Origin of the sequence: Sphaerisporangium corydalis (genome assembly GCF_025506355.1) — a bacterium.
In the GTDB taxonomy this organism is placed as follows: Bacteria; Actinomycetota; Actinomycetes; order Streptosporangiales; family Streptosporangiaceae; genus Sphaerisporangium; species Sphaerisporangium corydalis.
In genome coordinates, this window is record NZ_JANZYP010000008.1 from 85,238 (window position 1) to 109,485 (window position 24,248).

General features: G+C 69.8%; 26 protein-coding genes. 13 read left to right on the forward strand and 13 right to left on the reverse strand.

The window, feature by feature from the left end:
- The first annotated feature begins 66 nt into the window (after positions 1 to 66).
- A complete protein-coding gene (locus NYZ98_RS08400; protein WP_262841993.1) occupies positions 67 to 453 on the forward strand; it encodes a sec-independent translocase in 387 nt (128 codons plus the stop codon).
- Positions 454 to 538: 85 nt separating this feature from the next.
- Here the strand turns inward: NYZ98_RS08400 and NYZ98_RS08405 are convergent, their stop codons facing one another.
- Positions 539 to 1,678 (reverse strand): Mrp/NBP35 family ATP-binding protein, encoded by a 1,140-nt coding sequence (locus NYZ98_RS08405; RefSeq protein ID WP_262841994.1) that lies wholly within the window; start codon positions 1,676 to 1,678, stop codon positions 539 to 541.
- 123 nt (positions 1,679 to 1,801) lie between these two features.
- Here NYZ98_RS08405 and NYZ98_RS08410 point away from each other — a divergent pair, with 123 nt between their 5' ends.
- Entirely contained in the window at positions 1,802 to 2,245 is a 444-nt protein-coding gene (locus NYZ98_RS08410; protein ID WP_262842081.1) for a MarR family winged helix-turn-helix transcriptional regulator, read from the forward strand.
- A gap of 42 nt (positions 2,246 to 2,287) precedes the next feature.
- Here NYZ98_RS08410 and NYZ98_RS08415 read toward each other — a convergent pair whose 3' ends face one another.
- Both NYZ98_RS08415 and NYZ98_RS08420 read right to left on the reverse strand, forming a co-directional pair.
- On the reverse strand, positions 2,288 to 2,782 hold the full coding sequence (locus tag NYZ98_RS08415; RefSeq protein WP_262841995.1) for a DUF1003 domain-containing protein: 495 nt from the start codon (positions 2,780 to 2,782) through the stop codon (positions 2,288 to 2,290).
- Entirely contained in the window at positions 2,779 to 4,047 is a 1,269-nt protein-coding gene (locus NYZ98_RS08420; RefSeq protein ID WP_262841996.1) for a magnesium transporter MgtE N-terminal domain-containing protein, read from the reverse strand. Before NYZ98_RS08420 ends, NYZ98_RS08415 begins: the two co-directional genes overlap by 4 nt.
- Positions 4,048 to 4,190: 143 nt before the next feature.
- Here NYZ98_RS08420 and NYZ98_RS08425 point away from each other — a divergent pair, with 143 nt between their 5' ends.
- On the forward strand, positions 4,191 to 5,153 hold the full coding sequence (locus tag NYZ98_RS08425) for an EamA family transporter (RefSeq protein WP_262841997.1): 963 nt from the start codon (positions 4,191 to 4,193) through the stop codon (positions 5,151 to 5,153).
- Between the two features lie 192 nt (positions 5,154 to 5,345).
- Here the strand turns inward: NYZ98_RS08425 and NYZ98_RS08430 are convergent, their stop codons facing one another.
- On the reverse strand, positions 5,346 to 5,627 hold the full coding sequence (locus NYZ98_RS08430) for a hypothetical protein (protein WP_262841998.1): 282 nt from the start codon (positions 5,625 to 5,627) through the stop codon (positions 5,346 to 5,348).
- A 478-nt stretch (positions 5,628 to 6,105) separates the two neighbouring features.
- Between NYZ98_RS08430 and NYZ98_RS08435 the strand changes: the two genes are divergently transcribed.
- Entirely contained in the window at positions 6,106 to 7,212 is a 1,107-nt protein-coding gene (locus NYZ98_RS08435) for a methyltransferase domain-containing protein (protein ID WP_262841999.1), read from the forward strand.
- Between the two features lie 77 nt (positions 7,213 to 7,289).
- Here the strand turns inward: NYZ98_RS08435 and NYZ98_RS08440 are convergent, their stop codons facing one another.
- Both NYZ98_RS08440 and NYZ98_RS08445 read right to left on the reverse strand, forming a co-directional pair.
- Positions 7,290 to 7,667, reverse strand: coding sequence for a hypothetical protein (locus NYZ98_RS08440; RefSeq protein WP_262842000.1), 378 nt, complete (start codon positions 7,665 to 7,667; stop codon positions 7,290 to 7,292).
- Between the two features lie 462 nt (positions 7,668 to 8,129).
- Entirely contained in the window at positions 8,130 to 8,459 is a 330-nt protein-coding gene (locus NYZ98_RS08445; RefSeq protein WP_262842001.1) for a hypothetical protein, read from the reverse strand.
- 224 nt (positions 8,460 to 8,683) lie between these two features.
- On the opposite strand from NYZ98_RS08445, the gene NYZ98_RS08450 reads away from it, so the two are divergent.
- Positions 8,684 to 9,898 carry a hypothetical protein gene (locus NYZ98_RS08450; RefSeq protein WP_262842002.1) on the forward strand — a complete coding sequence of 405 codons (1,215 nt, stop codon included), beginning with the start codon at positions 8,684 to 8,686 and terminating at the stop codon, positions 9,896 to 9,898.
- A 351-nt stretch (positions 9,899 to 10,249) separates the two neighbouring features.
- Here the strand turns inward: NYZ98_RS08450 and NYZ98_RS08455 are convergent, their stop codons facing one another.
- The gene (locus NYZ98_RS08455) at positions 10,250 to 10,390 is read right to left on the reverse strand and encodes a hypothetical protein (RefSeq protein ID WP_262842003.1); all 141 of its coding nucleotides are present in this window, start codon (positions 10,388 to 10,390) and stop codon (positions 10,250 to 10,252) included.
- Between the two features lie 23 nt (positions 10,391 to 10,413).
- Between NYZ98_RS08455 and NYZ98_RS08460 the strand changes: the two genes are divergently transcribed.
- Positions 10,414 to 10,605: a hypothetical protein gene (locus NYZ98_RS08460; RefSeq protein ID WP_262842004.1), complete on the forward strand. Its 192-nt coding sequence runs from the start codon at positions 10,414 to 10,416 to the stop codon at positions 10,603 to 10,605.
- 118 nt (positions 10,606 to 10,723) lie between these two features.
- On the opposite strand, the gene NYZ98_RS08465 is transcribed toward NYZ98_RS08460, so the two are convergent.
- Positions 10,724 to 10,870 (reverse strand): hypothetical protein, encoded by a 147-nt coding sequence (locus tag NYZ98_RS08465; protein ID WP_262842005.1) that lies wholly within the window; start codon positions 10,868 to 10,870, stop codon positions 10,724 to 10,726.
- Positions 10,871 to 11,930: 1,060 nt separating this feature from the next.
- Entirely contained in the window at positions 11,931 to 12,611 is a 681-nt protein-coding gene (locus NYZ98_RS08470) for an ATP-binding protein (protein ID WP_262842006.1), read from the reverse strand.
- Between the two features lie 176 nt (positions 12,612 to 12,787).
- Here NYZ98_RS08470 and NYZ98_RS08475 point away from each other — a divergent pair, with 176 nt between their 5' ends.
- The 3 genes from NYZ98_RS08475 (at position 12,788) to NYZ98_RS08485 (ending at position 15,329) form a co-directional block, all read left to right on the forward strand.
- On the forward strand, positions 12,788 to 13,612 hold the full coding sequence (locus NYZ98_RS08475) for a helix-turn-helix domain-containing protein (protein WP_262842007.1): 825 nt from the start codon (positions 12,788 to 12,790) through the stop codon (positions 13,610 to 13,612).
- Positions 13,602 to 13,808, forward strand: coding sequence for a DUF397 domain-containing protein (locus tag NYZ98_RS08480; RefSeq protein ID WP_262842008.1), 207 nt, complete (start codon positions 13,602 to 13,604; stop codon positions 13,806 to 13,808). The genes NYZ98_RS08475 and NYZ98_RS08480 overlap by 11 nt, the downstream gene beginning before the upstream one ends.
- Before the next feature lie 351 nt (positions 13,809 to 14,159).
- The gene (locus tag NYZ98_RS08485) at positions 14,160 to 15,329 is read left to right on the forward strand and encodes a serine hydrolase domain-containing protein (RefSeq protein WP_262842009.1); all 1,170 of its coding nucleotides are present in this window, start codon (positions 14,160 to 14,162) and stop codon (positions 15,327 to 15,329) included.
- A 111-nt stretch (positions 15,330 to 15,440) separates the two neighbouring features.
- On the opposite strand, the gene NYZ98_RS08490 is transcribed toward NYZ98_RS08485, so the two are convergent.
- Positions 15,441 to 16,142, reverse strand: a complete 702-nt coding sequence (locus tag NYZ98_RS08490) for an SDR family oxidoreductase (RefSeq protein WP_262842010.1) — start codon at positions 16,140 to 16,142, stop codon at positions 15,441 to 15,443.
- A 92-nt stretch (positions 16,143 to 16,234) separates the two neighbouring features.
- Between NYZ98_RS08490 and NYZ98_RS08495 the strand changes: the two genes are divergently transcribed.
- Both NYZ98_RS08495 and NYZ98_RS08500 read left to right on the forward strand, forming a co-directional pair.
- Complete coding sequence (locus tag NYZ98_RS08495) at positions 16,235 to 16,804, forward strand: TetR/AcrR family transcriptional regulator (protein ID WP_262842011.1); 570 nt, start codon at positions 16,235 to 16,237, stop codon at positions 16,802 to 16,804.
- Between the two features lie 137 nt (positions 16,805 to 16,941).
- Positions 16,942 to 17,889, forward strand: coding sequence for an HpcH/HpaI aldolase/citrate lyase family protein (locus NYZ98_RS08500; RefSeq protein WP_262842012.1), 948 nt, complete (start codon positions 16,942 to 16,944; stop codon positions 17,887 to 17,889).
- Positions 17,890 to 17,945: 56 nt separating this feature from the next.
- On the opposite strand, the gene NYZ98_RS08505 is transcribed toward NYZ98_RS08500, so the two are convergent.
- Together NYZ98_RS08505 and NYZ98_RS08510 are read right to left on the reverse strand one after the other, a co-directional pair.
- Positions 17,946 to 18,503, reverse strand: coding sequence for a DUF6529 family protein (locus NYZ98_RS08505; RefSeq protein ID WP_262842013.1), 558 nt, complete (start codon positions 18,501 to 18,503; stop codon positions 17,946 to 17,948).
- A gap of 21 nt (positions 18,504 to 18,524) precedes the next feature.
- On the reverse strand, positions 18,525 to 19,211 hold the full coding sequence (locus tag NYZ98_RS08510) for a hypothetical protein (protein ID WP_262842014.1): 687 nt from the start codon (positions 19,209 to 19,211) through the stop codon (positions 18,525 to 18,527).
- A 161-nt stretch (positions 19,212 to 19,372) separates the two neighbouring features.
- On the opposite strand from NYZ98_RS08510, the gene NYZ98_RS08515 reads away from it, so the two are divergent.
- Together NYZ98_RS08515 and NYZ98_RS08520 are read left to right on the forward strand one after the other, a co-directional pair.
- Positions 19,373 to 20,404, forward strand: a complete 1,032-nt coding sequence (locus NYZ98_RS08515) for a CPBP family intramembrane glutamic endopeptidase (RefSeq protein WP_262842015.1) — start codon at positions 19,373 to 19,375, stop codon at positions 20,402 to 20,404.
- A gap of 271 nt (positions 20,405 to 20,675) precedes the next feature.
- Positions 20,676 to 23,828, forward strand: coding sequence for a YML083C domain-containing protein (locus tag NYZ98_RS08520; RefSeq protein ID WP_262842016.1), 3,153 nt, complete (start codon positions 20,676 to 20,678; stop codon positions 23,826 to 23,828).
- Here NYZ98_RS08520 and NYZ98_RS08525 read toward each other — a convergent pair.
- Positions 23,818 to 24,231, reverse strand: a complete 414-nt coding sequence (locus NYZ98_RS08525; protein ID WP_262842017.1) for an NUDIX hydrolase — start codon at positions 24,229 to 24,231, stop codon at positions 23,818 to 23,820. The genes NYZ98_RS08520 and NYZ98_RS08525 overlap by 11 nt on opposite strands.
- Between the last annotated feature and the right edge of the window lie 17 nt (positions 24,232 to 24,248).

Here is a 24,248-nt window from a genome sequence, read left to right on the forward strand (position 1 = left end):
CCAGGTCGCCGTTGGACGGTCCCGGTCAACGGCAGGCGTCGGCACAGGAGAGCCAAGGAGATCACCGTGTTCGGACTCGGCTGGCCTGAGGTCTTGGCACTAGTGGTCGTCGCCCTGCTGGTCTTCGGCCCTGACAAGCTCCCGCAGGCGGCGTCACAGGCGGGCCGCACGCTGCGGCAGCTCCGCCAGATGGCCAACAACGCCAAGAGCGACCTCCAGGAGAACCTCGGCCCGGAGTTCGCGAACTTCGACCCGACCGACCTGCACCCCAAGAACTTCGTCAGGAAGCATCTCCTCCAGGACCTGGAGGACGACTGGAACCGGCCCGCCGCCGACCGCTCCTCGCCCGCCGACGAGACCGAGACCCCGCTGTACAACGACTCCTACGCGGCCGCGGCCGCCGGTGAGCTGTCGTACGGCGAGATCCCTCCGTACGACTCCGAGGCCACCTGAGGCCGTGTACGCGTGACGGAGGGGCCGGCCCGGTAAGGGACGGCCCCTCCCTTCGTTCACGCGCCCTGGCGGCCCTGAGGGGCCCTCAGCGGCCCGACGGGGACAGGCCGAGCTGCAGGCCCTTGATGCTGCCGGACTTCTTGCTCAGGCCCTCGGCGATGCGCCGCAGCTCGACCGAGGCCGGGGCGTCGGGGTCGGTCAGCACCAGAGGCTTGCCGTTGTCGCCGCCCTCGCGCAGCCGCAGGTCGATCGGGACCTGGCCGAGCAGCGGGACCCGGGAGCCCAGCGTGCGGGTCAGGCCGTCGGCGACGCTCTGGCCGCCGCCCTCGCCGAAGACCGCGATGCGCTCGTCGCAGTGCGGGCAGGGCAGCCACGCCATGTTCTCGATCACGCCGGCGATCTGCTGGTGGGTCTGGGTGGCGATGGACCCGGCCCGCTCCGCGACCTCGGCCGCGGCCTGCTGCGGGGTGGTGACGACCAGGATCTCCGCGCCCGGCATGCGCTGTGCCACCGAGATCGCGATGTCGCCGGTGCCCGGGGGCAGGTCCATGAGCAGGACGTCCAGGTCGCCCCAGTAGACGTCGGCGAGGAACTGGTGGAGCGCCCGGTCGAGCATCGGCCCGCGCCACACCACCGGGGTGTTGCCCGGCGGCTTGAACATGCCGACCGAGATCACCTTGATGTCATGCGCCACCGGCGGCATGATCATGTCCTCGACCTTGGTCGGGCGCTCGCTCGTCCCCAGCATGCGGGGGATGGAGTGCCCGTAGATGTCGGCGTCCAGTACCCCGACCTTGAGGCCCGACACCGCCATCGCCGCCGCGAGGTTGACGGTGACCGACGACTTTCCGACGCCGCCCTTCCCGCTGGCGACCGCGAAGACCCGCGTGAGCGAGCCGGGCTTGGCGAAGGGGATCTCCTTCTCCGGCCCGCGGTTGCCGCGCAGCTTGGTCTGCAGCGTCTTGCGCTGCTCGGTGCTCATGACGTCGAGTTCGACGTGGACGCCGGTGACACCGCCGACCTTGGACACGGCGGCGGTGACTTCGCGGGTGATGGTGTCGCGCATGGGGCAGCCCGCGACGGTCAGGAAGACGCCGACCCGCACCACCCCGTCGGGGGAGATATCGACGCTCTTGACCATGTCAAGGTCGGTGATCGGCCGGCGGATCTCGGGGTCGTTGACCGTTGCCAGCGCAGCCATCACCAGATCTGGGGTTGGTGCCATGGATCCATGCTACGAACCCGGGACCGATCCGACGAACTCCGGCTCCTCCGGTAGGGGCCAAGAGAGGCCTAGCGGGAGGGTGTATGTGCTTATGCAACCTTCTAGGATGACCGCGTGACGTCCATGACGGCGGAGATCACCCCCCAGCAGCTCATCGTCTGGCGCATGTTGCAGCGGGCGCAGGTCGGGATCACCCGGAGCCTGGAGACCGAGCTGCTGAGCCGGCACGACCTGGCGCCGGCCGCGTACGAGGTGCTGCACCAGCTCTCGGAGGCCCCCGGGCGGCGGCTGCGCATGAACGACCTGGCCGAAAGGGTGCTGCTGTCGCGCAGCGGGCTCACCCGGCTCATCGACCGCCTCCAGCGGGACGGCCTGGTCGAGCGCGAGGCCTGCACGAGCGACGCGCGGGGGCTGTACGCCGTGCTCACCGAAGGGGGTGAGCGACGTCTCACCGAGGCGACCCCCACCTACCTGCGGGCCGTCAGGGAGCGGTTCCTCGACCTGCTGTCCGAGGAGGAGCTGCGGCAGTGCGCCGCCATGCTCACCAAACTCTTCACGGGCGCCTGACACCGAGCGCCGTACGTGCGCCTCTGCCGCCCGCCGCGCGCCTCACTGTGAGCCGGTGCCGCCGCGATCCGCGCCGGTGTCGCGGAGGTCCTCCACCAGGCGTTCGAGCTCGCCCCTGATGTAGTCGCGGGTGGCCAGCTCGCCCAGGGCGATGCGCAGCCCGGCGATCTCCCGGGTGAGGTACTCCACCTCGGCCTGGTTGCGCTCGGTGGTCATCCGGTCCTGCTCGCTCTGCACGCGGTCCCGGTCGGCCTGCCGGTTCTGCGCGAGCAGGATCAGCGGCGCGGCGTACGACGCCTGGAGCGAGAGGATCAGCGTGAGGAAGATGAACGGGTAGGGGTCGAAGGTCAGGTGCCGGGGCGCCACGGCGTTCCACAGCACCCAGACCGCGATGAACACGGTCATGTAGACGAGGAAGCGGGCCGTGCCGAGGAAGCGGGCGATCCGTTCGGACAGCCGCCCGAACGCCTCGGGGTCGTAGTGCGGGCGGATGGTGCGGCGGAGCTCGCGTGGCTGGTCCAGCCGGTTGACGGTCACCGATCACCCTCCGGTGGCGTGGCGGCCCCGTTGCCGGGCGAGTGCTCGTCGCGCTCGCGCCAGCCGGGGGGCAGCAGGTGGTCGAGGACGTCGTCCACGGTGACCGCGCCCACGAGCCGCCCGAGCTCGTCCACCACCGGTGCCGCGACCAGGTTGTAGGTGGCCAGGAACGAGGTGATGCCGTGCAGGGGCAGGCCGGGACGTATCGGGTCGATGCTGTTGTCGATCGCGGCGCCCAGCAGCGTGGACGGCGGTTCCCGCAGCAGCCGCTGGAAGTGGGCGATGCCCAGGTACTTGCCGGTGGGGGTGGCGATCGGCGGCCGGGTGACGTACACCTGCGCGGCGACGGCCGGGGTGATGTCCTGGCGGCGGATCTCGGCGAGCGCCTCGGCGATGGTCGCGTGGGGCGGCAGCACGACGGGTTCGCTGGTCATGATGCCGCCGGCGGTGTTCTCGGGGTAGGTCAGCAGGCGGCGCACCGGCGCGGCCTCGCGGGGCTCCATGAGCGCCAGCAGCGCCTCGGCCTGCGCGGGCGGCAGGTCCTGGAGCAGGTCGGCGGCGTCGTCTGGGTCCATGGCCGCCAGCACGTCGGCCGCGCGCTCGGCGTCCAGGCGGCTCAGGATGCCGATCTGGTCGCGTTCGGGCATCTCCTCCAGTACGTCGGCGAGCCGCTCGTCGTCCAGCGCGGCGGCCACCTCCGCCCTGCGCTTGTCCGGCAGGTGCCGCAGGGCGTTGGCGAGGTCGGCGGGGCGGGTCTCCTCGAAGGCGGCCAGGAGGCTGGCCGCCCCCTGGTCGGTCTGCACCGAGCCGAACCCGACGACCTCCGGCCAGTCCACGACGAGCGTCTCGCCTCGGCGGCGGCGCAGGCCACGGCCGGTGCCGCCGCGGAGCACGGCCACCTTGGTGACGAGCCAGTCGCCGGTCCTGGTCCGCTCCATGGCGAGGTCGTACACAGTGACCTTCTCGCCGCCGACCTCGACGGTGAGGTCGAGCAGCTCACCGATCGCCAGGGACTCGGTGGAGTGCTTCTCGAAGCGGCGCAGGTTGATGCTGCCGGTGAAGATGACGGCGTCGCCCTCGATGTTGCGCACCCGCGTGATGGGGAGGAACACCCGGCGGCGCGGCTGGACCTCCAGGACCAGGCCGTGCACGCGGGGCGGGTCCTGGGGCCGCATGGCCACCACCACGTCCCGGACGCGGCCGATCTGGTCGCCCGCAGGGTCGAACACCGGGGTGCCGGCCAGCCGGGCGACGAAGATCCTCACTACCGCAGCGTACGAGGTGGCGTTGGATCCGCCGCGTCGGCCCCCCGTAAAAGCCGTCTCAACCTACGACCTCTCCTTGATCTCACCAAAGCCGACATGACAGTATCAAAACCATCTAACGGTCATTACTTGGATGGTGGCATATGAAGGGCGCGGCGCTGGCGGTAGCCGTCCTCTCGGCGTGGTGCTTTGGGTTCTCCGGGTCCATGGCGAAATTCGTCGGCGCGGGCGGCCTCACCCCTTTGCAGGCGGTCTGGGTGCGGATGGCGGGCGCCGCCGTGCTGCTCCTGGTGATCCTTGCCCTGTTCCGGCCGAAGGCCCTGCGCGTCCCGCCCGGCCGGCGCCGCTTCTTCACCGCGTACGCGCTGATCGCCGTGGCCGGGGTGCAGGCGCTGTTCTTCCTGGCCATCACGCGGCTGCCCGTCGGGGTGGTCCTGCTGCTTGAGTACACGGCGCCGGTGCTCGTGGTGTTCTGGGTCCGGTTCGTGCGTCGCGTACGGCTGCCGCGCTCGGCGTGGGCCGGGGCGGTCATCGTCCTTGTCGGCCTCGCGGTCGTCGTCGAGATCTGGCACGGGATGGTCCTGGACGGCCTCGGCCTGGTCCTCTGCCTCATCGCGGCGGCGTGCTGCGCGGGCTACTTCCTCATGAGCGACTCCTACGGGGCCGACGTCGACCCGCTCGGGCTGATCGCCTGGGGTCTGGCGGGCGCCGCCGTCGTCCTGTTCCCGATCTCCCAGGCGTGGGACATCCCCTGGGGGGCCTTCGGGACCACGGTCACCATCGGCGGCCACACGCTGCCCGTGCTCGCCGCCGCCCTGTGGCTGATCGCGGTCGCGACCGTTCTTGCGTACATCACAGGGGTAATCGCGGTCCGCCGCCTGTCGGCCGCCGTCGGCGCCACCGTGGCGTCCCTGGAGGTCGTCACGGGGGCGATCGTCGCCTGGTTCCTGCTCGGCGAACACCTCGGCGCCGCCCAGATCACCGGCGGCGTCATCGTCCTCGCCGGCGCCCTCCTAGCCCAAACCGCCACCTCCACCGCCCCCCAAACCCCCGACCCCATCCCCCACGCCCTCACCCCCACCCCCGAAACCACCTCGAAGGCATGATCCCCGCCTCCGGCTAAGGTCCTCGCCTTTGGCTCGGGCTGTGTCTCCCAGGGGGTCTACGACCCCCCTTCGACCCCCCGGCGCTTCGCCGATCGGTCGGGCCGGGGGCTGCGAAGGGACGTGGCCAGCGGATCGCTTTGAAGTCGGCAGTGCGGGGGGCTCGACCGGTCGCTTCTGTGCTGAATTGGCTCCTCAGCCGAGGAGGCTGGGGGTCTCCTGCTGGGCGAAGGTGATCACTATGTACCTGCCGTTGGAGTAGCTGACCACTGGGCGTCCGAGCATGTCGCCCACGCGGCGGGCGACCGCCTGGAACATCTCCACCATCTCCGGCGTATCGGCGCTCACCCTGAACCGCCCGCTGGTGACGAGTTGCTGGGCCACGAGGGACGCGAAGTTCTCCTCCCCACGGGCCTTCTCCTCCCCACTGAGAGGGGTACGCCGAAGCGCGGGTCGCGTGTCAAGAGGGTGGTCCATCACTGATCTCCTTATGTTCACCGGGCTTCCAGGATGTCATCCGGGCATCCCTCCTGGTCTGCTTTTGGGTAGTTGATGGCTACATGGGGGCTGCTGACAGAGGCGACCAGAATCTGATTAATGGGAGTAGCCGGGAAAGACTTCCGGATGGTTGTAGGTTGGTATTAGTTGGTGTGCTCTTATTCTAGTAGGCGAGGCGAGCGCGTAAGCATTTATGTCATGACAAGGCCGAATCTCGTCATATCCGGGGTTTTGAATTTGCCTCGCCAATTCATATCGGTCGCGTTACTATCGAGCTGCTGACCGGCAGGGAAAGAGGGATTCGCGGAACCGAACGGGAGCTGCCAATGGGCAAGGATGACGGTAAGGGTGGCGGGGGACATGAGGGTGATCCGAAGAGGGACAAGCCGTTCGTGCCGAAACCCCCGCGGAAGCAGGACGGGGACGGCCAGGTGACGGGCGGCGGGAAACGCGGCAAGTGAACCCGTGGCGGCGTGTCGAGGCCCTAGCGGACGAGCTGGCCGGCAATGGTGAACTGACCGACAAGGTGTGGCGCGAGGCGCTGCACGCTGTGCCGCGTCATCTTTTCGTCCCGGCTGTGGCCTGGGTCAATCCCTACGAGGCTCCGGGTTACCGGATCGATCGGGAGCGGGATCCGGACTCCTGGTGGACCGCCGCCTACGCCGATCTTTCGATCATCACACAGCTCGACGACGGAATGACCGAACTCGGAGGGGGGAGTAGCGGGGACTACACGTCCTCGCTGTCCGCGCCAGGAGCGGTCGTGGAATTCCTCGAACTCCTGGACCCCTACGACGGCGACCGGGTACTGGAAATCGGTACGGGCACGGGATGGACCGCCGGATTGCTGTCTCACCGGGTCGGGGACACGAACGTGACCAGCGTCGAGATAGACCAAGCCGTTCTCGCGGTGGCGGCGACGAATCTGAAGGAAGCCGGTTACGCTCCCCGGCTCGTCCACGGGGACGGAGAGAAAGGCCGCCCCGAGGCGGCGCCCTTCGACCGGGTACATGTCACGTGCGGTGTGGTCACGGTCCCTTACGCGTGGGTGGAGCAAACCCGCCCTGGCGGGACGATCGCGTTTCCGTGGATGCCCGAATTCGAGCCGGGTCACAAGGTCTCGCTCACCGTGGGGCGCGATGGCACCGCTACCGGAAGATTCTCGGGAGGCGCCCGATACATGATGCTCAGAGGCCAGCGGACTCCCGATTCGCCGACGTACGAAGGCGCTTATCGGAAACGCGAGGCGACGCTCGACCCGCGCCGGATCTTCCGGTCCGGCTACGGCTTCGACGTGGCCATGGCCGGATGCCTTCCAGACGTCTCGGTGGCCACGAACGACGGCGGACCGTTCGAAGTCTGGCTTTGGGCCGGGGGATCCGGCGCTCATCTGAGCGGCTCGGACGTCCGGCAGTTCGGGGATCGGAGCCTCTGGGACGAGGTGGAGGGCGTGTTCTTCCGATGGGTCGGGTGGGGACACCCCGAACGCAGCAGATTCGGAATGACCGTCACCGCCGAGGGCCAACATATCTGGCTCGACCTTCCGGACAACCCGATCGCCTAGGCCGGGCAACGGTCTGCCCGCGTACGGCTTGGTCGGTGGGGTGAGGGGGGCCGGTCGTAGGTGTGGCGGTGTTGTGTTCAGTCGGGTGGGGTGGGGGTGAGGCGGATGATCGCGGAGGTGGTCGACCAACGGGAGGTGAGTTCGGGGGAGTTGACGGCGTTGAGGCGGTCCTTGGCCAGGAGGGCTATGACCGGCGCCTCCGCCTCGGCTGATTGGTCGACCACCGTGACGGCGGCGGTGAAGGAGATCAGTTCGGCGCCGTTGTCCTTGCTGCGGAGCGTCACCCGCACGCTGGAGGCGTCGGCGAGGCCGGGCAGGGACTGCTCCTCGCCTCCGGTGACGAGGTAGATCGCACCGTCGTGCCAGACGTGCCAGGCCAGCCGGTCGCGCCCGGACAGCGAGACCCACAGGACGCTCGACTTCTTGGCACCCTCTTCGATCAGCGAAAGGCTCACACCGAGCAATCTACGACGCGTCCCCGCCGCAATCTACGGACGCGGTCACCGTCGCAGACTCCGGCGATGCCTTCGGAAGGACGGCCGACTCGATGGTCATCGAATTCGGACAGGCTTGTGCCCATGGATATCCAAGGCGCCGGGCCGGTGGAGCTGGGTTCTCCGGATGCCGGGCCGGTAGACGTGAGCGTTCCGGATGCCGGGCCAGGAGACGTGAGCGTTCTTATAGGTATCGAGTCCGCCTGCGGCGGTCGCGGGCGGCGGTCTGGGCGGATCGATCGGTCGGGCGTGCGACTCTTCAGCCGGTCCCGGCCGCTCGCCCACCCGGCCCGCCGCCACCGACCGCCGTGCGGGGGTCGGTGGCACCCGAGGCCCCCCTCGGACCACTAGGCGCCGGCTGCCTTTCGTCGTCCACCGGCGAGCTGCGACTGGTGCGACGGAACATCAATCCGCTGGCACCCCTCAGGAATCATGCTGTTCTCCCGCCTCGATCGAACTTTTGTTCGTATTACTGTGGTCATCGCTGATCGCGCGAGCGTCCCGCCGGGAACCGGCTTGGCGGACCGCGACGATCGCCGCCACCACGGCGCTCAGCGTCCCCACGGCCGCGGCCACGCCGGGGAGCAGGGCGCCCGTGATGATGAACGCGATGCCGGCCGCTACGAGTAGGGCACGGCGGAAGGGGCGGCTTTTGGGCATGACGGGATTCTCCGTTTGGTCGATGGTTGTTTTGGTTCCGCTCGGCCAGGCGAGGTGCCCGACCAGTACTGGTACCAGCCAATCCAACGCCACGGTGACCTTGCTACCTCGGGGACAAATCGGGTCGGGTGCCAGGGAAAAAAGGACAGGCCCGGACGGCGGCCTGGCTGTATGGACATCGGCGGACGCGCCCTGACCGTACGATCAGCGAATGGACTGCCACCCATATACGGGTGGTCGGCGTCATGGCGGACCGGGGGCGTCGGAGCGAGCGCATCGATATGTGATCTCACAGCACTTTGGAAAGGGTGCTTGCCATGCCTGAAGAGGCAGACAACACGCCCGAATGGGCAGGCGAGATAGGTACGGTGGCCTCGTGGGAGGCCCTGCGAGTCCTGCTGGGGCGCATGCACGTGAAAGCCGGCAAGCCCTCGCTGCGCCTCATGGCCGACAGGACCGAGAAACTGACCGGGGAGCTGAAGGTATACAGGACCACGAAAACCACTATCGGCGACGTCCTCAAGGGCACCAAGAAGCCCAAGATGAATGCTCTGCTTGGCCTCGTGTGTGCGCTCGGCGTCAAAGAGCAGCATTGGCCGCTATGGCGCGAGGTCTGGGCTCGCCTGGAGTCGTCAGAGATGCGAAGCGTCGGCGACGACGCCATCGATGCCGAGCTGGCGGAGGCCAGGCAGGAGGTGGAGCGCCTGCGGGCCGCGAATGAGGAGTTTCGCGCCAAGCTGCTCCGTGTCCAGGACGATCACGGACGCGAGTTGAGGGAGCTGGAACACCATTACGCGCAGGTGGAGCGCGGGATGCGCGGGAAAATCGAGATGCTCGACCTCCTCCGCGTCGCTCAGGCGCAGGAGATGGAGCGCTTGCGTGTCGTGAATGAGACGTTGCAGGCCAAGCTGTCCTGTGTCGAGGACAATCACGGACGCGAGTTGCTCGGTGTCCAGGACGATCACGGACACGAGTTGCTCCGTGTCCAGGGTGATCACGTACGCGAGTTGCTCCGTGTCCAGGACGATCACGGACGCGAGTTGAGGGAGCTGGAACACGGTTACGCGCAGGTGGCAAACGGGCTGCGCCAGGAAATCAAGATGCTCGAACGGGAAGCTCTCCGCTGCACCGGGCAAACGTTCCGCCTCATGCGGGTAGCCGCTGATGCCCAGGCAAAATCCGATGACCTTGCCGCCAAGAACACCCTCATGTGGGAGAAGACGCTTGTCGCCCAGCAATCCCACCACTATGCCGAGCGCCGCGTGGAGTCCCTTGAAGAGGAGATCACTGAACTGAACTCTGAAATCAGGCGACTTAATGCCGAGCTCGTGGAAGCGGTGCGCGCAGATCGCGACTGGGCCGAAGCACGGGCAGACTTCGCCGAGAAGCAGAGCGGCGACGTCGAAACGACGTTGGAGGCGCCCTGCGCCTATTTTGAGACGACGTCGTCGTTGCCTAAGTTGCCGGAGTTGGTGGAGACCCGCCTTATGCACCCAATCTACCCGCCCAAGCGCTGGCCGCCCCTCCGCTGAGTTCGCATCGGTGCGGACATTCACGGACAGGGCTTTTACGTCCTGGCGCAAGCGCGAGCGCCAGGACGACGTCGAGGGCTGAGACGGCCCCCTCCGCCGGTCACGGCCCCTGGTTGCTGAACTTCAGCCGACCATGCCTCGATAGGTCCACAGCGTTAGGTCCACCAGATGTCGGGATCGGTGTCCGGCTCGTAGACTGCCCGCGAGGCCTCGCCGGGCACGACCTGTAAGTGCCCCGTCTCCCTCGTGCTCGGGGTCGACCGTCATCCCGTCCAGCGGGCCGCTCGTCAACGTCACCCGGCGCTGTGTCATGCCGCCATCCTCGCGCCTGGCTGAACGAACGCCGTACCTCTAGATATGGATCGCGCACCCGAGCACCACGGTGGTGGCGTCGTCCCGCTCGCCGTCGCGGCTCTCGCGGGCGGGGGCGGCCAGGGCCTGCGGCTCGCGCGTGTGCCAGAGTGCCAGCGTTTCCACAACCTCGTGCGTCACCTGGTCGTGTAACGCCGTCGGAGGTGAGCAGCATCAGCGCCGGGGTGTCGGCCCACGCCTCGGCGACCGTGGCCACCGCCGCCGTGGTCACGATGGTGCGCACCCATTGGGCCGCACGCCGGGTGACCTCGCCGGTACGCCCGCACATCGCCCGCTGCTCGGCGAGGTTGTGGTCGACCGTGAGGGGCCGGAGCTGGCCGCCGTCCAGGGCGTAGGTGGGCGGTCCCCCACCCAGGCGATGCGGACCAGGTTGTCCTCTGCGGTGGCCACCACGGCGACGGCGTCCAGCTCGGGCTCGCCCCGGCGCCGGATCGGCGACCAGTTCGGTGGCGGTCAGCACGCCGGCCAGGGGCCCCGCCGGGTGGCGATGCGGGCGGCCGCCTCGGCGAGCAGCGCGGCGACCGACAAGACGAGCTCGGTGTGACCGATGCCGTCGATCACGGCGGCGGCCGTGGTGCCATCGGCCAGGACGCGCACCACGGCGGCGTCGCCGCTGGGGCCAGCGGCGCCCGGTCTGGCTCGCCACGCCGGTAGTAATGCTGATGCGGTCGGTCGTGGTCTTGATGGCGCCAGAGCCTACGGAGGTGGCCGCGGCAACCCTTACGTTCGGCTAACGCCCGTGTGGCTACCGGTTGGTAACGGGACAAAGCCACGCTCTGTCCGCACCCTGAGCAGCGCTACGAGGACGGGGGACGGCTTTGAACAGAGTGCCGAAGGCTCGGCGAGCAGGTCATGCAGCCTGAAAAAGGGCAGGCTCACGCCGCAGAACGGGACGGCTTTCCTTTTTGAGGGCATCACCCCGCAGGGGTGGGGAGCTGCCCCGGGCGCCTACAGCCCGGCCGGCAAGCCACGCGGTTAGTCCCGCGGAGACGGTCAGGCTGGCGATTTGGAAGAGCGTCGGCTCGTAATCCCAGCCGGAGGTGGCCGACAGTACCGATGCCACGGTCGTGAGGAAGGACGTGATGAGCGGCCACACCCGGCTCTGTCGCCTGCCTCGGCGACGGCGTGAACGACCACCCATAGCTCCAAAAATACCCGATGACCATCCGATCCGCTCAGCACTTGGGAAAGGACATCACGACGATGAAGCGGATACAGCCTGGGGCTGAATAGAGCCGGGGCGACGAGGGCAGGGAGCCAGGGGCAGCGGCGGCGACGGGGGCCGGGAGCGATGGTGGCGGGGGCGGAAGGGCCGGGAGGCCTTGGAAAAACTGCCCGAGCCGAAGGCGAGGACCTTCATTTCAGTGCTCGCATGGTCCCGGATCCTCTCGCCAAGCATTACGTCGCGTTGCCGAAAGAATCGGAGCGCCTGCCGGCGCGCGCTTTCCAGGAGGCGACCCTCACCGCTGATGATCCCCGCCGACCCGCGCGCCGGCCCTCTCGCGACTTCCGCGAGTATGTGCCGAAAGGGTCGGCTGCTTTGTTGCGCTGCGGGAAATGTGCGAGCACGGTTGCTCAACCGCAGGCCAGGACTAAAGGACTTATGAGTCCTTAATTCGTCCCCTTGGAGAGCGGCAGCAAGGGATAGGAAGTACTGCCCCTAGGTCTTTCTAGGGGCATTCACCTTGCTGCCGCTTCCGTCGGGTGGCGCCACATCGCCATCGGGGATCGGTTCGACGCCCAGCGACTGAGCCGCTTTGCTGAGCCCCTCGCCATCCAGTCCCCAACGGTGGATGGGGCGCCACACCTCGTGCTGCCCACGGTCGTGTTCGACACTTGCCGTGACCGTCTGGGCAGCGAGTCTCGCGGTCCTGCGCAGGCCGCTTTCCCGGCCGGTGGGCTCGGATGACGCCCCTTGTCCTGGGCATGTGACGCCCTGTCCGGGAGTCTTCGGTTCGTATGCCACCTGAAACCAAACGGTGCGCCCTGCGTCGTCTTCGTACACGCCCCACTCACACGAGATCGTCTCCACGAGCATCAGGCCCCGGCCGCCTTCGGCGAGTAGGTCCCCATGGATGGGAGGAGCCATCTCACCACCCATGTCGACCACGTCAACGTGGATGCGATCGAAGCAATCCGCGATAGCGAGTGTGACTCGTCCACCATGTCGAGAGTTGGAGTGAACTATGGCATTTGCCACGACCTCAGAAGCCAGCAGGGTGACGTCGTCCAGGGCGGGATGATCCTTGCCGAGTTTCTCTCTCACGTACTCGCGTGCGAGAGAAACCGACTCGGGTGTACCGACTAGATCTTTGACGCCTAGCAGGCTTCCTGTCGTCATACGCTGGCCTTTTCGTTTCGCCGGATATGGGTCCGCGCGTTGTTCAGACTTCGCTTTACCAGAGTGGCAACAGGGAGCTACGATCGGTAGCGGATTCAGTCGACATCCTGACTACAGTTCTTGTCAGCAAGTCTGTCGGTTGACCAAATGCCCGCTTTCGGACAGGTAGGTGAAATTTGTCTCCCGGTAGGGATATCGATCCCCACGAGTCCCCGCGCGCCCTGTTCGCTTTCGAGCTGCGCCACCACCGGAAGACGGCAAAGCTGACACAAAGACAGCTCGCTGAACGCCTGGGGTTCTCCGACTCCATGGTCAACCTCGTCGAGTTGACCAAGCGGCCTCCATCGCGCCGGTTCGCGGAACTTTGTGATCGCGCTTTAGGGCTCGACGGCACCATGACCAGGCTCTATACCGCTACAACGTGGACGCAAGCGCCAGAGCATTTCCGGCCATGGCTGGAGGAGGAAGAGGACGCCACGGGCCTGCGGAGCTGGGAACCCGCCATCGTCCCGGGTCTTTTGCAGACTGAGGCCTACGCGCGCCACATCCTTGCCGCTTCACCCGGCATAACCAGCGAAGAACTGGAGGAACGGCTCGCGGGCAGGATGCAACGCCGCTCGATCCTCAACCGCGTCAAGCCACCTGCCATCGGTGTCGTCATTGATGAGGCCGTCATACGTCGGATTGTCGGCAGCGCGGCTGTCATGGACGAACAGTTGAGGTTCTTGCTTGAGATCGCTCAGCATCCGCAGGTGACCATTCAGGTCGTGCCCTGGACGACAGACGTCCACTGCGGGCTCGTAGGCGGGTTCATAATCGCAGAACGGAACGGATCCGCCTACGCGGCATACGCGGAGGCTCAACCTTACGGGCGCACCGTAGACGATCACACGACGATCGCCCGGCTCATCCGCCGATATGACGCGATCAGAGCTGAGGCCGTACCGTTCAAACAGTCACTCAGGCTCATAGAGGAAGTGGTGAACAAACGTGGCTCCTAGCCCCTGGGGCGCACACTGGCGCAAGAGCACCTTCAGCGGAGATGAGGGCGGCAATTGCGTTGAGGTCGCCTCGAATCTGCCTGGCCTCGTCGCAGTCCGTGACAGCAAGAACCCGACCGGTCCGTCCCTGGCCTTCGCGCCTGGTGCCTGGGCCGCGTTCGTGAGTGGAGTCAAGGTCGGCGCGTTGGACGCTTGATCCCTCGGTCGTTGATGGGAGAGCCCTCGCTGCGTGGTGTCGGCGGGGGCTCTCGCGTTTCGGATCGCTCGCAGTACGACCAGGCCCGGCGGGCCGGTTCTGAGAGGGATGTGCGGGACCTCCGATTCCTGACATGTACGTAGACCGGGCCTCCGATCGTTCCCGACCTGTAGTGGACCGGACCTCCGATCGTCCCGGCCTGCAGGTGGATCAGGGGCCGGCCAGGCCGGTAGGCCCTAGATAACTGCCCGAGCCGGAGGCGAGGACCTTTTCGTGGTCGGGGGCGGCAGTGATTCGTGGTCGGGGGCGGCAGTGAGTTCTGGGGGTTGGGGGAGTCTTAGGTTTGTTCTGATGGTTGAGGAAGGGTGGTTGACGGTGGGGCTCGTCGATTTTCTGGAGACGCACGTCGGTAAGGGGCCGGTGCCGGGGGCGGTGGGATTGATCGCCCGGGGGGATCGGGTCGAGGTGGCGGTGGTCGGGTCCGTCGACACCGAGGGCATTGCGCCGATGGCGCGGGACTCGATCTTCCGGATCGCGTCGACCACCAAGCCGATCATCGCCGCCGCGGCCATGATGCTGGTCGAGGACGGCCTGATGGCGCTGGACGACCCGGTCGCGCGGTGGCTGCCCGAGCTCGCGGAACCGGTCGTCGTCCGCACGCCGTCCGGCCCGGTCGAGGACGTGGTCCCGGCCGAGCGGGCGATCACCGTGGAGGACCTGCTCACCTTCCGCTCCGGCTACGGCCTCGCGTCCGACTTCTCGCTGCCGGCGCTCCAGCTTCTGATGGCCGGTCCGCAGCGGCACATACTGGCGCCGCGGCTCGTCGAGGCGCCGGACGAGTGGATGGCGTCCCTGGCCCGTGTTCCGCTGCTCTACCAGCCGGGCGAGGCCTGGCTGTACAACACCTCCTCCGACATCCTGGGCGTGCTGATCGCCAGGGTCTCGGGCCGTACGCTGCCCGAATTCCTGGACGAGCGGCTGTTCGAGCCGCTCGGCATGCCCGACACCGGGTTCTACGTGCCGGACGGGAAGCGCGATCGGTTCACGAGCATGTACCGGCCCGACGCCTCGGGCGGTGTCGAACTGGCCGACGCCCCCGGCGGGCAGTGGAGTTCCCCGCCGGCGTTCCCGTCCGGCGGCGGCGGGCTGGTCTCGACCGCGGACGACTGGCTCGCCTTCGGCCGGATGCTGCTCGCGGGCGGGGCCGTGGACGGCCGCCACCTGCTGTCGCCGGAGTCGGTGCGGCTGATGACCACCGACCACCTGACCCCGGCCCAGCGTGAGGCCGCCAGGTTGTTCCTGGAGGGGAAGGGCTGGGGGTTCGGCGGCGGGGTCGACGTCGAGGGACCGGATCCGTGGAACGCGCCGGGCCGTTACGGCTGGATCGGCGGCAGTGGGACGGCGGCGCACGTCATCCCGTCCACCGGTACGGTCACCATCCTGCTCACCCAGGTCCAGATGGCCGGGGCGGCCGCGCCCGACCTGATGGTGGACTTCTGGCGGTACGCCGCCGGCGCCTGAGACCGGGTTGCGGTACCCGGCGTGTGACGACCCGCCGTACAGGGTCGCGCCGCCGGGCAAGGTCCCGCGCGTGAGGGCCCGCCCGCCAGGGCCCCGTGCGTGAGTGTGGGCTCAGCCGGCGAGCTGGGGGTAGAGGGCGGGGATGCCGGCGGAGAGGCCGGCGTGGACGTTGCGGGTGAGGTCGTCGGCGAGCACCTCGAAGGCGTCGGACTCGATGCCGTCGAGGGCCTGGTCGGCGACGCTCTCCGGCGACGACTTCGGCGCGTCGACGCGGGCTGCCATGTCGGTGTCGATGTAGCCGACGTACAGCCCGGTGACCCCGATGCCGCGATCCCGCAGGTCCAGCCGCAGGGAGTTGGTCTGGGACCACAGGGCCGCCTTGGACGCGCTGTAGGAGCCGGAGAGCGCCGCCCACGAGAGCACCGAGGCGACGTTAAGGATGTGCCCGCCGCCGTTGCGCTCGATGATCGGGACGAACGCGCGCGCGGTGTTGAGCGGCCCGTAGAAGTTGGTCTCGAACTCGCGGCGGACGTCCTCCACCGGCGCGTCCAGGAACGACGCCCCCACGAACGCGCCGGCGTTGTTGATCAGGATCGTGACGTCCTGGGCGCGTTCGGCGGCCGCCGCGACCGAGGCGGGGTCGCCGACCTCCAGGGCCAGCGGGACGGCGTCGGGGTGCGTGACGGTGCGAGGGTCGCGGGCGGTGGCGTAGACGGTCTTCGCGCCCCGGGCGTACAGGGACGCCACCAGCGCCTTGCCGAGGCCGCGGTTGCCTCCGGTGACAAGGACGGTCGAGCCTTTGATCGCGGTCATGGGATTCTCCCTCAGGAAGGAAACCGATCGGTTTCCCGGTCACTGTAAACCGATCGGTTTCCATCTGGCAAGCCCGGCGGTAACCTGGGGATATGACCTCGACAGAGAAGGCGTCGTCGCGCGAGCGGCTGCTGGACGCCGCGGCCGGGCTCTTCTACCGCGAGGGCGTCGGCGTCGGCGTCGAGGCGCTGTGCCAGGCGGCCGGGGTGTCCAAGCGCTCCATGTACCAGATGTTCGGCAGCAAGGACGAGGTCCTGGCCGCGAGCCTGGAACGAAGCGCGTCCGGGTTCCACATGCTGGTGTTCCCCGAGCCCGACGACGACCGGCCCCCCCGCGAGCGGATCATGCACGTCTTCGAGCGGCTGGAGGAGGTGGTGCGGTCGCCGGAGTACGTCGGCTGCCCGTTCGTGGCCACCGCCGTCGAGCTGAAGGACGCCGCACACCCCGCGAGCGTGGTCGCCCGCGCGGCCAAGCGGGAGATGACCGCCTTCTTCCGCGGCGAGGCCGAGCGCTGCGGCGCCCGCGACCCCGAGACGCTGGCGCGGCAGCTCACCATGGTGTTCGACGGCGCGAGCACGCGGGTCGTCGTGCATGACGAGCCCCTGGACGGCCTGTCCACGATCACGGCCGCCGCCCTGCTGGACGCGGCGGGCGTGAGCTGACACCCGCGAACTGACGGGCGTGAACTGGCGGGCGTGAGCTGACACCCGCGAACTGACACCCGTGAACTGACACCCGTGAGCTGACACCCGTGAGCTGACGGCGCGCCGCTGAACGCTCAGGGGACTACCGTGATCGCATGCGTTCGCGTCGTTCCTGTCTCGCCGTGCCCGGCAGCAATCCGCGTTTCCTGGAGAAGGCCCAGGGGCTCCCCGCCGACGAGGTCTTCTTCGACCTGGAGGACTCGGTCGCCCCGCAGGCCAAGGAGGGGGCCAGGAAGAACATCGTCCAGGCGCTGCGCACCGGCGACTGGACCGGCAGGACGCGCGTCGTCCGGGTCAACGACCTGTCGACCGCGTGGACGTACCGCGACGTGATCGAGGTCGTCGAGGGGGCCGGGGACGCGCTCGACTGCCTGATGCTGCCCAAGGCCGAGGACGCCGGCCACGTCGCCTGGCTGGACACGCTGCTCACCCAGATCGAGAAGGCGGTCGGCCTGCCGGTCGGGCGCATCGGCATAGAAGCGCAGATCGAGAGCGCCAGGGGCCTGGTCAACGTGGACGCCATCGCCGCCGCGTCGCCGCGCCTGGAGGCGCTGGTCTTCGGGCCCGCCGACTTCATGGCCTCGATCAACATGCGGACGCTGGTCGTCGGCCGGCAGCCGCCCGGGTACACCGAGGGCGACGCCTACCACTACATCCTGATGCGGATCCTGATGGCCGCCAGGATGCACGACCTCCAGGCCATCGACGGCCCGTATCTGCAGATCAAGGACCTGGACGGGTTCACCATGGTCGCGCGCAGGGCGGCGGCGCTGGGGTTCGACGGCAAGTGGGTGCTCCACCCGACGCAGATCGAGGCGGCCAACGAGGTGTTCTCGCCCGCCCAGGAGGACTTCGACCACGCCGAGCGGATCCTGGAGGCGTACGAGCACGCCACGACGGTGGACCGTCGTGGCGCGGTGATGCTGGGCGACGAGATGATCGACGAGGCCTCCCGGAAGATGGCGCTGGTCGTCGCCGCCAAGGGCCGGGCGGCGGGGATGTCGCGGACGAAGCACCCCGAGCCGCCCGCCCAGAACGCCTAGAGCATAGAACGCCTAGAACGCCCTGGAAACGTCCTGGAAAACCGTCCCTGACCGGCCTAGAACGTCACACCGAACGTGGTGAAGAACCAGAAGGACGACGTCAGCCACAGCCCGGTGAGCGCGGTGAAGGCGAGCCCGCCGAGCACGGGCAGCGCCCACCCCGGCAGGTCCCGCTTGGGAAGCGAGAGCATCTTGGCGACGAACACGCCGTAGAAGAAGGTGCCGAGCAGCGAGTGCACGAGCACGCGGGTGGTGTCGAACTGCGCGCCGAGCGCGTACAGGCAGTGGAAGGCCACGGGCACCGACAGCAGGAACGCCACGCGTCCCGACCAGCGGTGCAGGGTGCCGGTCCACGAGGGCGCCTGGACGCCGGGGAGCTTGCCGTACATGGCCAGCGCGGAGAAGATCTGGACGAGCGCGAGCACGAAGGACCCGGTGGCGAGCCAGGCCTTCATGGCCAGGGTCCCGGAGAACCCCGACAGGCCCACCGCGTAACCGGTGGGGGTGTGCGCGCGGCCGTACACGCCGAGGGCGACGGCGACCAGGCCGCCCACGAGGAGGGGCACGAGGTAGGGCGCGAAGCTCTGCTTGCGCACAGGCTGGGGGATGGTCATGGGAGCGGTCCTTGTCAGAGGTCAGAGGTCGTCGAAGAAGGCGTCGGTGTCCTCGGGCCGGAGCTCGGCCCCGTCGACGGTCACCGGGGAGCCGGGGGTGAGCTTCGGAGCCGGGTACGGGGCCTCGTCGACGCCCAGGAGCCCTACCTGGCGCCCGCCCGGCAGGATGATCCAGCCGCCGACGACCTTGGCGCCGCGTACGGTGGCGGTCGCGCGGTACAGGCCGGAGGGCTTCTTGACGAGCGGCGCCGAGAAGCGCCACTTGGCCTTGCCCACCTGGAGCCTGCCCTGCGCCTTGCCGTTCCCGAGGGCCGCGGTGATCAGCGAGCCCTTTCCGGCGAGGGTGACCGTGTTGTTCTCGGCGGTGCCCTTGAGCCAGGACTCGATACGCCCGTCGCAGAAGTACGCGATCGCCTTGCCGTTCTTGATCGAGAGCGCGACCAGCCCGCCGTTGCCCTGGGCGACGCCCGCGTAGTCGGCGCGCTTGGGGGTCGGGTCGGCCGGTTCGGCGGCGTCGGTCGGCGCGGCCGACGGCGTCGCCTGGCCCGGCGGCGCGGACTCGGGGGACACCGAGGTGGTGACCTTGGCGGCCGGCGCGCTGGAGGCGGCCGTGTCGGTGCGCGGTGCGGTCGTGACGCTCAGCACGCCCAGCCCGACGACGAGGACCGCTCCCGCGCCCAGCGTGTGAAAGGGCCCTAGCCGTTTCATGATCTCTCCTGAGATTTCGGTTGCTCGTTGAAGGTTGGGGCCTGCGGTCGCGGCTGTCTATGAAGAAAGACACACACCAGGGCCCGGGCCCAGGAAGGGTGGAGCGCCTACACAGGCATCCGACCGCCGGGACATGTGACCGGGTGAGGAGAATGACGGTCATGCACGATCCGTCACAGGACCGCCAGCCGCCGCAGGAGCCGGGGCCCTCGGGACCGGGGCGGTCGCCGGTGTATCCCTACTATCCGGGCGCGCAGCCCTGGCAGGGGCCGCCCGCGCCCGCGCCCCGGGTCGTGCCGGCGCCGCCCGGCACGCGGTACGACCATCTGGCCCGCACGCCCGAGTACCGCCGGTGGCGCACGGTCGTCGGCACGGTGGTCGTCGCCGTGGCGTTCGTCGGCTCGGCCTACGTCGTGCTCCTCGCCGCCTGGATCGTCGCGCTGATCCTCGGCGTCAGGATCATCGCCGATGGGGGCGAGCGGCTGTTCGGCGACCCGGTGTTCGAGGTGGCGGTGCTGCTGCTGTCGATCGCCGTGGTCCTGCCGGCGGTCTACCTGACCGCGTGGCTGGTCCAGCGGCGCCCGCCCGGCACCCTGTCGTCGGTGCTCGGGCGGCTGCGCTGGCGGTGGCTGCTGACCTGCGTGGGGGTGGCCCTGGTGGCGCTGGTCCTCGGCCAGACCGCGATGGTGGGGACCTACGCGGTGACGGGCGAGGACCTCGGCGGGCTGTTCGGCTGGGTGGGCTGGGGGCGGTTCCTGTCCGGCGCGGTGGTGATCGTGCTGCTGGTGCCGTTCCAGGCCGCCGCGGAGGAGTACGTGTTCCGCGGCTGGCTGCTCCAGGCGTTCGGCGCCTTCTTCACGACCCCGTGGCCGGGCATCCTGCTGGGCGCGGCGGCGTTCACCTCGCTGCACGCCTACACCGACTGGGGCATCATCGACGTGTTCTCCTTCGGCGCGCTGATGGGCTGGCTCGCGGTCCGCACGGGCGGCCTTGAGGCGCCCATCGCGCTGCACACGGTCAACAATCTGGTGAGCTTCCTGCCGTCCGCCGCCGCCGGTGAGCTCGGCGACGCGCTGCGTCAGGGCGCGGTGCCGTGGCAGGCGCTCTCGGGGACCGTGGTCCAGTTGGGGTTCTTCGCCGTTGTGGTCGTGATAATCGCCCAGAAGCGGGCAATTCCGACCGTCTCTAGATAAATCTGACTAGAGAGGTCTCGCCAGAAGGGGCCTCGGCGTGTTGCCCTGGAAGCGTGCGGGCCGGCAGTCGGTCCCCAGGGAGGTGCGCGCTGGCGGCGAGGGCGAGAGCGGCCATCATCCCACCCGGTTGTGTGATCACTGGGCATGGGTTGGGTATCGGTACGATCGCAGGTGATCTGTGGTCAATGAAACCGATGCACTGGATTCGGTGGAACGGTCCTGGATCACCGCCTTCAGACTGGGTTAGGCTGCCGACAAGGAGGTGCTGAGCGTGGCCTCGGGCCCCCACGACCCGCGCTCGTCATGGTGGTCGGCGGACGACGATGCCGACCACGCGGGCACGTCACGCCCATCCGGGTCCCAGCAGGCCCACACACCCCCTCCGACCCTGCACCACTCCCCGCCGGACCCCTCGGCCCCGCGCTCCAGCGGCCTGCCGCTCGACTCGCCGTGGGCCCTGCCGCCCTTCGGGGCGCCGACCCCCGGCGAGGAACCCCCGGTCCCCGAGGAACCCGAGCCGCCGAGGCAGCCGTCCGCCGGACGCCACCCCTACGCGCGGCCGTACGGCGGCGAACCCCGGCACAGCGCGGGCCACGCGTCCCCTGAGACCTTCTCTGAGCCCTCCCCGGCCTGGGAGCCCCACCGAGACCAGGGGGCGGCCCCGGCGGGCCACCAGGACCCCTCAGAGGGCGGCGGCCCCGATCCTGACGAGCCGGCCTGGCCGCCGCGCCGGCTGGTGAACCGCCCGGATCGGCTGGTCGCCTCCGGCCCCCCGCGCAAGCCTTCCCGCCCTGCGGAACCCGCCCATCGCCCTCCCGAGCCCGCCCCCCGCGCACCCGAGCCCGCCCCCCGCTCTCCCGAGCCCGTATCGCGTCCTCCCGAGCCCGCCAGGGAGCGCCCGGGGATCAGGTTCGGCCCCGGCATCCCGGCCGAGCCGGAGAACACGGCGGAGCCCGGCGACCCGGACGAGGAGCACATCGGCAGGCCGCCGGAGGGACGCCCACCCCGTCCCGACATCCTGGTGGCGTCCGGCCCTGCCCGGCCGCGCGCCGCCGCGCGGGGCCGCCACCACCGCGACCAGACCGCGCCCAAGCCCCAGCGCCCGCCCCGGCGGCGCGGCCCCGGGCGCGGGCTGCTCACCCCGATCTTCGTGGTCGTCGTCCTGCTCGCGACCGCCGGACTCGGGCTGGTGATCGTCAACTGGGTGAACTCCCCGACGAGCTCGGGCCTGCGCCTGGCCGCCGGCGACGGCGGATCGGGAGACCAGGCGTTCGTGGCGCCCCCCGGCATCAGCGGCAACGGCTCCAGCCAGGTGCTCAACGCGGTCACCTCCGTCGGCTCGACCGTCGTCGCCGTCGGCAGCGACACCACCAGCCCGGTGCCGCGCCCGCTCTTCCTGGTCTCGCCGGACGGCGGGAAGTCCTGGCAGCTCGGCAGGGTGACCGGCCCGGCCGGCTACCAGCCCGCCGGGTCGGCCGGGCGCGTCGCCGGCGGCGACGGCCGCTGGCTGGCCGCGGGCACCGAGGCCCCCGGCGCGTCCGGGGCCGCCGCGCGCGGCATGTGGACCAGCACCGACGGCCGTGCCTGGACGGCGGTCGACCCCTCGCGGCTGTCGGTCTTCTGGGCCGGTGACCGGATCACCGACCTGGCGCGCACGGCCGGCGGCTTCGTCGCCGTCGGCTCCACGACCCTCCAGGACGGCGGGAACGGCCCAGTGGCCTGGGTGTCCCCGGACGGGCAGAGCTGGAGCCGCGTGGACACCGGGCAGATCGGCGCCACCGACAAGGTGCGGGCCATCCGCGCCGTGGTGGCCAAGGGCGACGCCGTCGTGGCGCTGGCCGACCCGGGCAAGGGCGACACGACCTCGGTCATCCTGCGCTCCCCTGACGGCGGCAGGACCTGGCTCCGCACGGCCGCCGCCCTGCCCGGCGTGCGGCCCGAGCCCGGCGCGCTCGCCGTGGCGAGCAAGGGGTTCCTGCTCGTGCCCACCCTGCAGAAGTCGGACGCGGGCGAGGTCCGGGTGTATTGCTCCCAGCTCGGCGACGAGTGGCGGCAGTGCGGGGTGATCGGCGGGCTCGGGCGCGAGGCGACCGGCGTGCGCGGCCTGGCCAGCTCCGCCGCGGGGGTCGCGGCGGTCGCCGAGTCGGGCTGGGAGCGCTACGGCGTCTTCACCAGCGAGGACGGCAAGAACTGGACCGAGAGCAACAACCTCGGCCAGATCCCCGGCACGCTCCGCGGCCTGGCGATCACCGACGCGGGCACCCTGGTGGCCGCCGGCGATCAGCGGGCGGGCGGCCTGGACAACCTGCCGGTGCTGATGACGGCGGCCAAGGGCAAGGGCGCCGCCCCGGTGCCGCTCTCGGAGATCAGCGGGCTGACCCGCTCGGCCCGCGAGACCACCTCCCTGGTCGCGGCCGGCGACTCGTTCGTCGCCGTCGGCTCGGTCAAGGGGGACGCGGGCATCTGGACCAGCGCGACCGGCCAGAACTGGAAGGCCGTGAGCTCGCCCGCGCTCGGCGGCGCGGGCAGGCAGTCGCTCAACGACGTCGCGCACGGCCCGCAGGGGTGGCTCGCGGTGGGCAGCACCACGGCCGACTCGGCGTTCGTCAGGCCGCTGCTCGCCACCTCCGCCGACGGCCGTTCCTGGCGCGCGGCCCCGGAGTCCCCGGCGCTCGGCGCCTCGGGACGGTACGCCGTGGTGCCGCGCGTGGTCGCGGCCGGCCCCAAGGGGTACGTGCTCGCGGGCGACGACAGCGGCCCCGGCGGGGTCGTCGCGGCGCTGTGGTTCTCCGCCGACCTGCGCCGCTACTCGCGGTCCGCGCCCGAGAGCCTCCCGGCGGGCGGCGCCGACGTGCGCATCCAGGACGTCGTGGCCACCTCGGGCGGGTACCTCGCGGTCGGCGGTTCGGGGACGACGGGCCGTACCTCCGGCGTGGTCTGGGTGTCCGACGACGGGCTGAACTGGACGGCGCGCAAGCGCGTGATCCCCGAAGGGGCCCGCTCGGCGAGCCTGCGCCGGGCCGTCCTGCGGGGCGACGACGTGGTGGCCGTGGGCAGCGCGCAGAACGAGAAGGGCGTCGAGCAGCCGTTCGCGGCGGTCTCGGGCGATGACGGGGTCACCTGGGAGTACTCCTGGCTGCCCGCCGACGCCCAGGCGGACGTGCTGGACCTGACGTCCTCGGAGTCCGGCCTGGTCGCGGTGGGCTCCTACGGGCCGCCCGCGACCGGCGACAGCGCGGTGTGGACGTCCCAGGACGGCCACGACTGGCAGCGCCACGCCCTGACGGGGGACGGCATGACCGGCGACGGCGCGCAGTGGCTCAGCGCGATCGCCGTGATCGAGGACAGGGTCGTCGCACTCGGCCGCTCCACCACCTACACCTCCGACCACCTCACCCTGTGGCGGACGTCCTTCAGTCGCTGACCCGCCCGTCCGAGGGCGTGACGACGCGCCAGTCGGTCAGGGCGGCAAGGAGGCCGGAGGTGAGCGGGAGGCGGTCAAGGCCGGCGAGGGGGAACCAGCCCACGCCGGCCGCGTCGTCGCCCGCACGGGGCGTGCCGCCGGTGGGCACCGCGTAGTAGTCGTGGATCTCGTACACCACGCCGCCGGGGCCGGGACGCTCCACGCTGCCCGCCCACGCGCCGACCGTGACCGAAAGGCCCGTCTCCTCCAGCATCTCGCGTTCCAGAGCCGCGACGTCGGATTCGCCGGGCTCCACCCGGCCGCCAGGGAGCGACCACAGGCCCTCGCCGGGCGGGTGCCCGCGCAGGACCAGCAGCAGCCGTTCCTCGCCGAGGACGATCCCTCCCACGCATCTCACGCGCATGAGCCAAGATTACGCCG

What these genes read in the sequence shown, in the direction of transcription:
- NYZ98_RS08505 (WP_262842013.1), bottom strand. Translation starts at nt 18,503, where the DNA reads ATGACCATCCCCCAGCCTGTGCGCAAGCAGAGCTTCGCGCCCTACCTC.
- NYZ98_RS08490 (WP_262842010.1), bottom strand. Translation starts at nt 16,142, where the DNA reads ATGACCGCGATCAAAGGCTCGACCGTCCTTGTCACCGGAGGCAACCGC.
- NYZ98_RS08495 (WP_262842011.1), top strand. Translation starts at nt 16,235, where the DNA reads ATGACCTCGACAGAGAAGGCGTCGTCGCGCGAGCGGCTGCTGGACGCC.
- NYZ98_RS08515 (WP_262842015.1), top strand. Translation starts at nt 19,373, where the DNA reads ATGCACGATCCGTCACAGGACCGCCAGCCGCCGCAGGAGCCGGGGCCC.
- NYZ98_RS08510 (WP_262842014.1), bottom strand. Translation starts at nt 19,211, where the DNA reads ATGAAACGGCTAGGGCCCTTTCACACGCTGGGCGCGGGAGCGGTCCTC.
- NYZ98_RS08485 (WP_262842009.1), top strand. Translation starts at nt 14,160, where the DNA reads ATGGTTGAGGAAGGGTGGTTGACGGTGGGGCTCGTCGATTTTCTGGAG.
- NYZ98_RS08425 (WP_262841997.1), top strand. Translation starts at nt 4,191, where the DNA reads ATGAAGGGCGCGGCGCTGGCGGTAGCCGTCCTCTCGGCGTGGTGCTTT.
- NYZ98_RS08405 (WP_262841994.1), bottom strand. Translation starts at nt 1,678, where the DNA reads ATGGCACCAACCCCAGATCTGGTGATGGCTGCGCTGGCAACGGTCAAC.
- NYZ98_RS08410 (WP_262842081.1), top strand. Translation starts at nt 1,802, where the DNA reads ATGACGGCGGAGATCACCCCCCAGCAGCTCATCGTCTGGCGCATGTTG.
- NYZ98_RS08500 (WP_262842012.1), top strand. Translation starts at nt 16,942, where the DNA reads ATGCGTTCGCGTCGTTCCTGTCTCGCCGTGCCCGGCAGCAATCCGCGT.
- NYZ98_RS08525 (WP_262842017.1), bottom strand. Translation starts at nt 24,231, where the DNA reads ATGCGCGTGAGATGCGTGGGAGGGATCGTCCTCGGCGAGGAACGGCTG.
- NYZ98_RS08470 (WP_262842006.1), bottom strand. Translation starts at nt 12,611, where the DNA reads ATGACGACAGGAAGCCTGCTAGGCGTCAAAGATCTAGTCGGTACACCC.
- NYZ98_RS08450 (WP_262842002.1), top strand. Translation starts at nt 8,684, where the DNA reads ATGCCTGAAGAGGCAGACAACACGCCCGAATGGGCAGGCGAGATAGGT.
- NYZ98_RS08430 (WP_262841998.1), bottom strand. Translation starts at nt 5,627, where the DNA reads ATGGACCACCCTCTTGACACGCGACCCGCGCTTCGGCGTACCCCTCTC.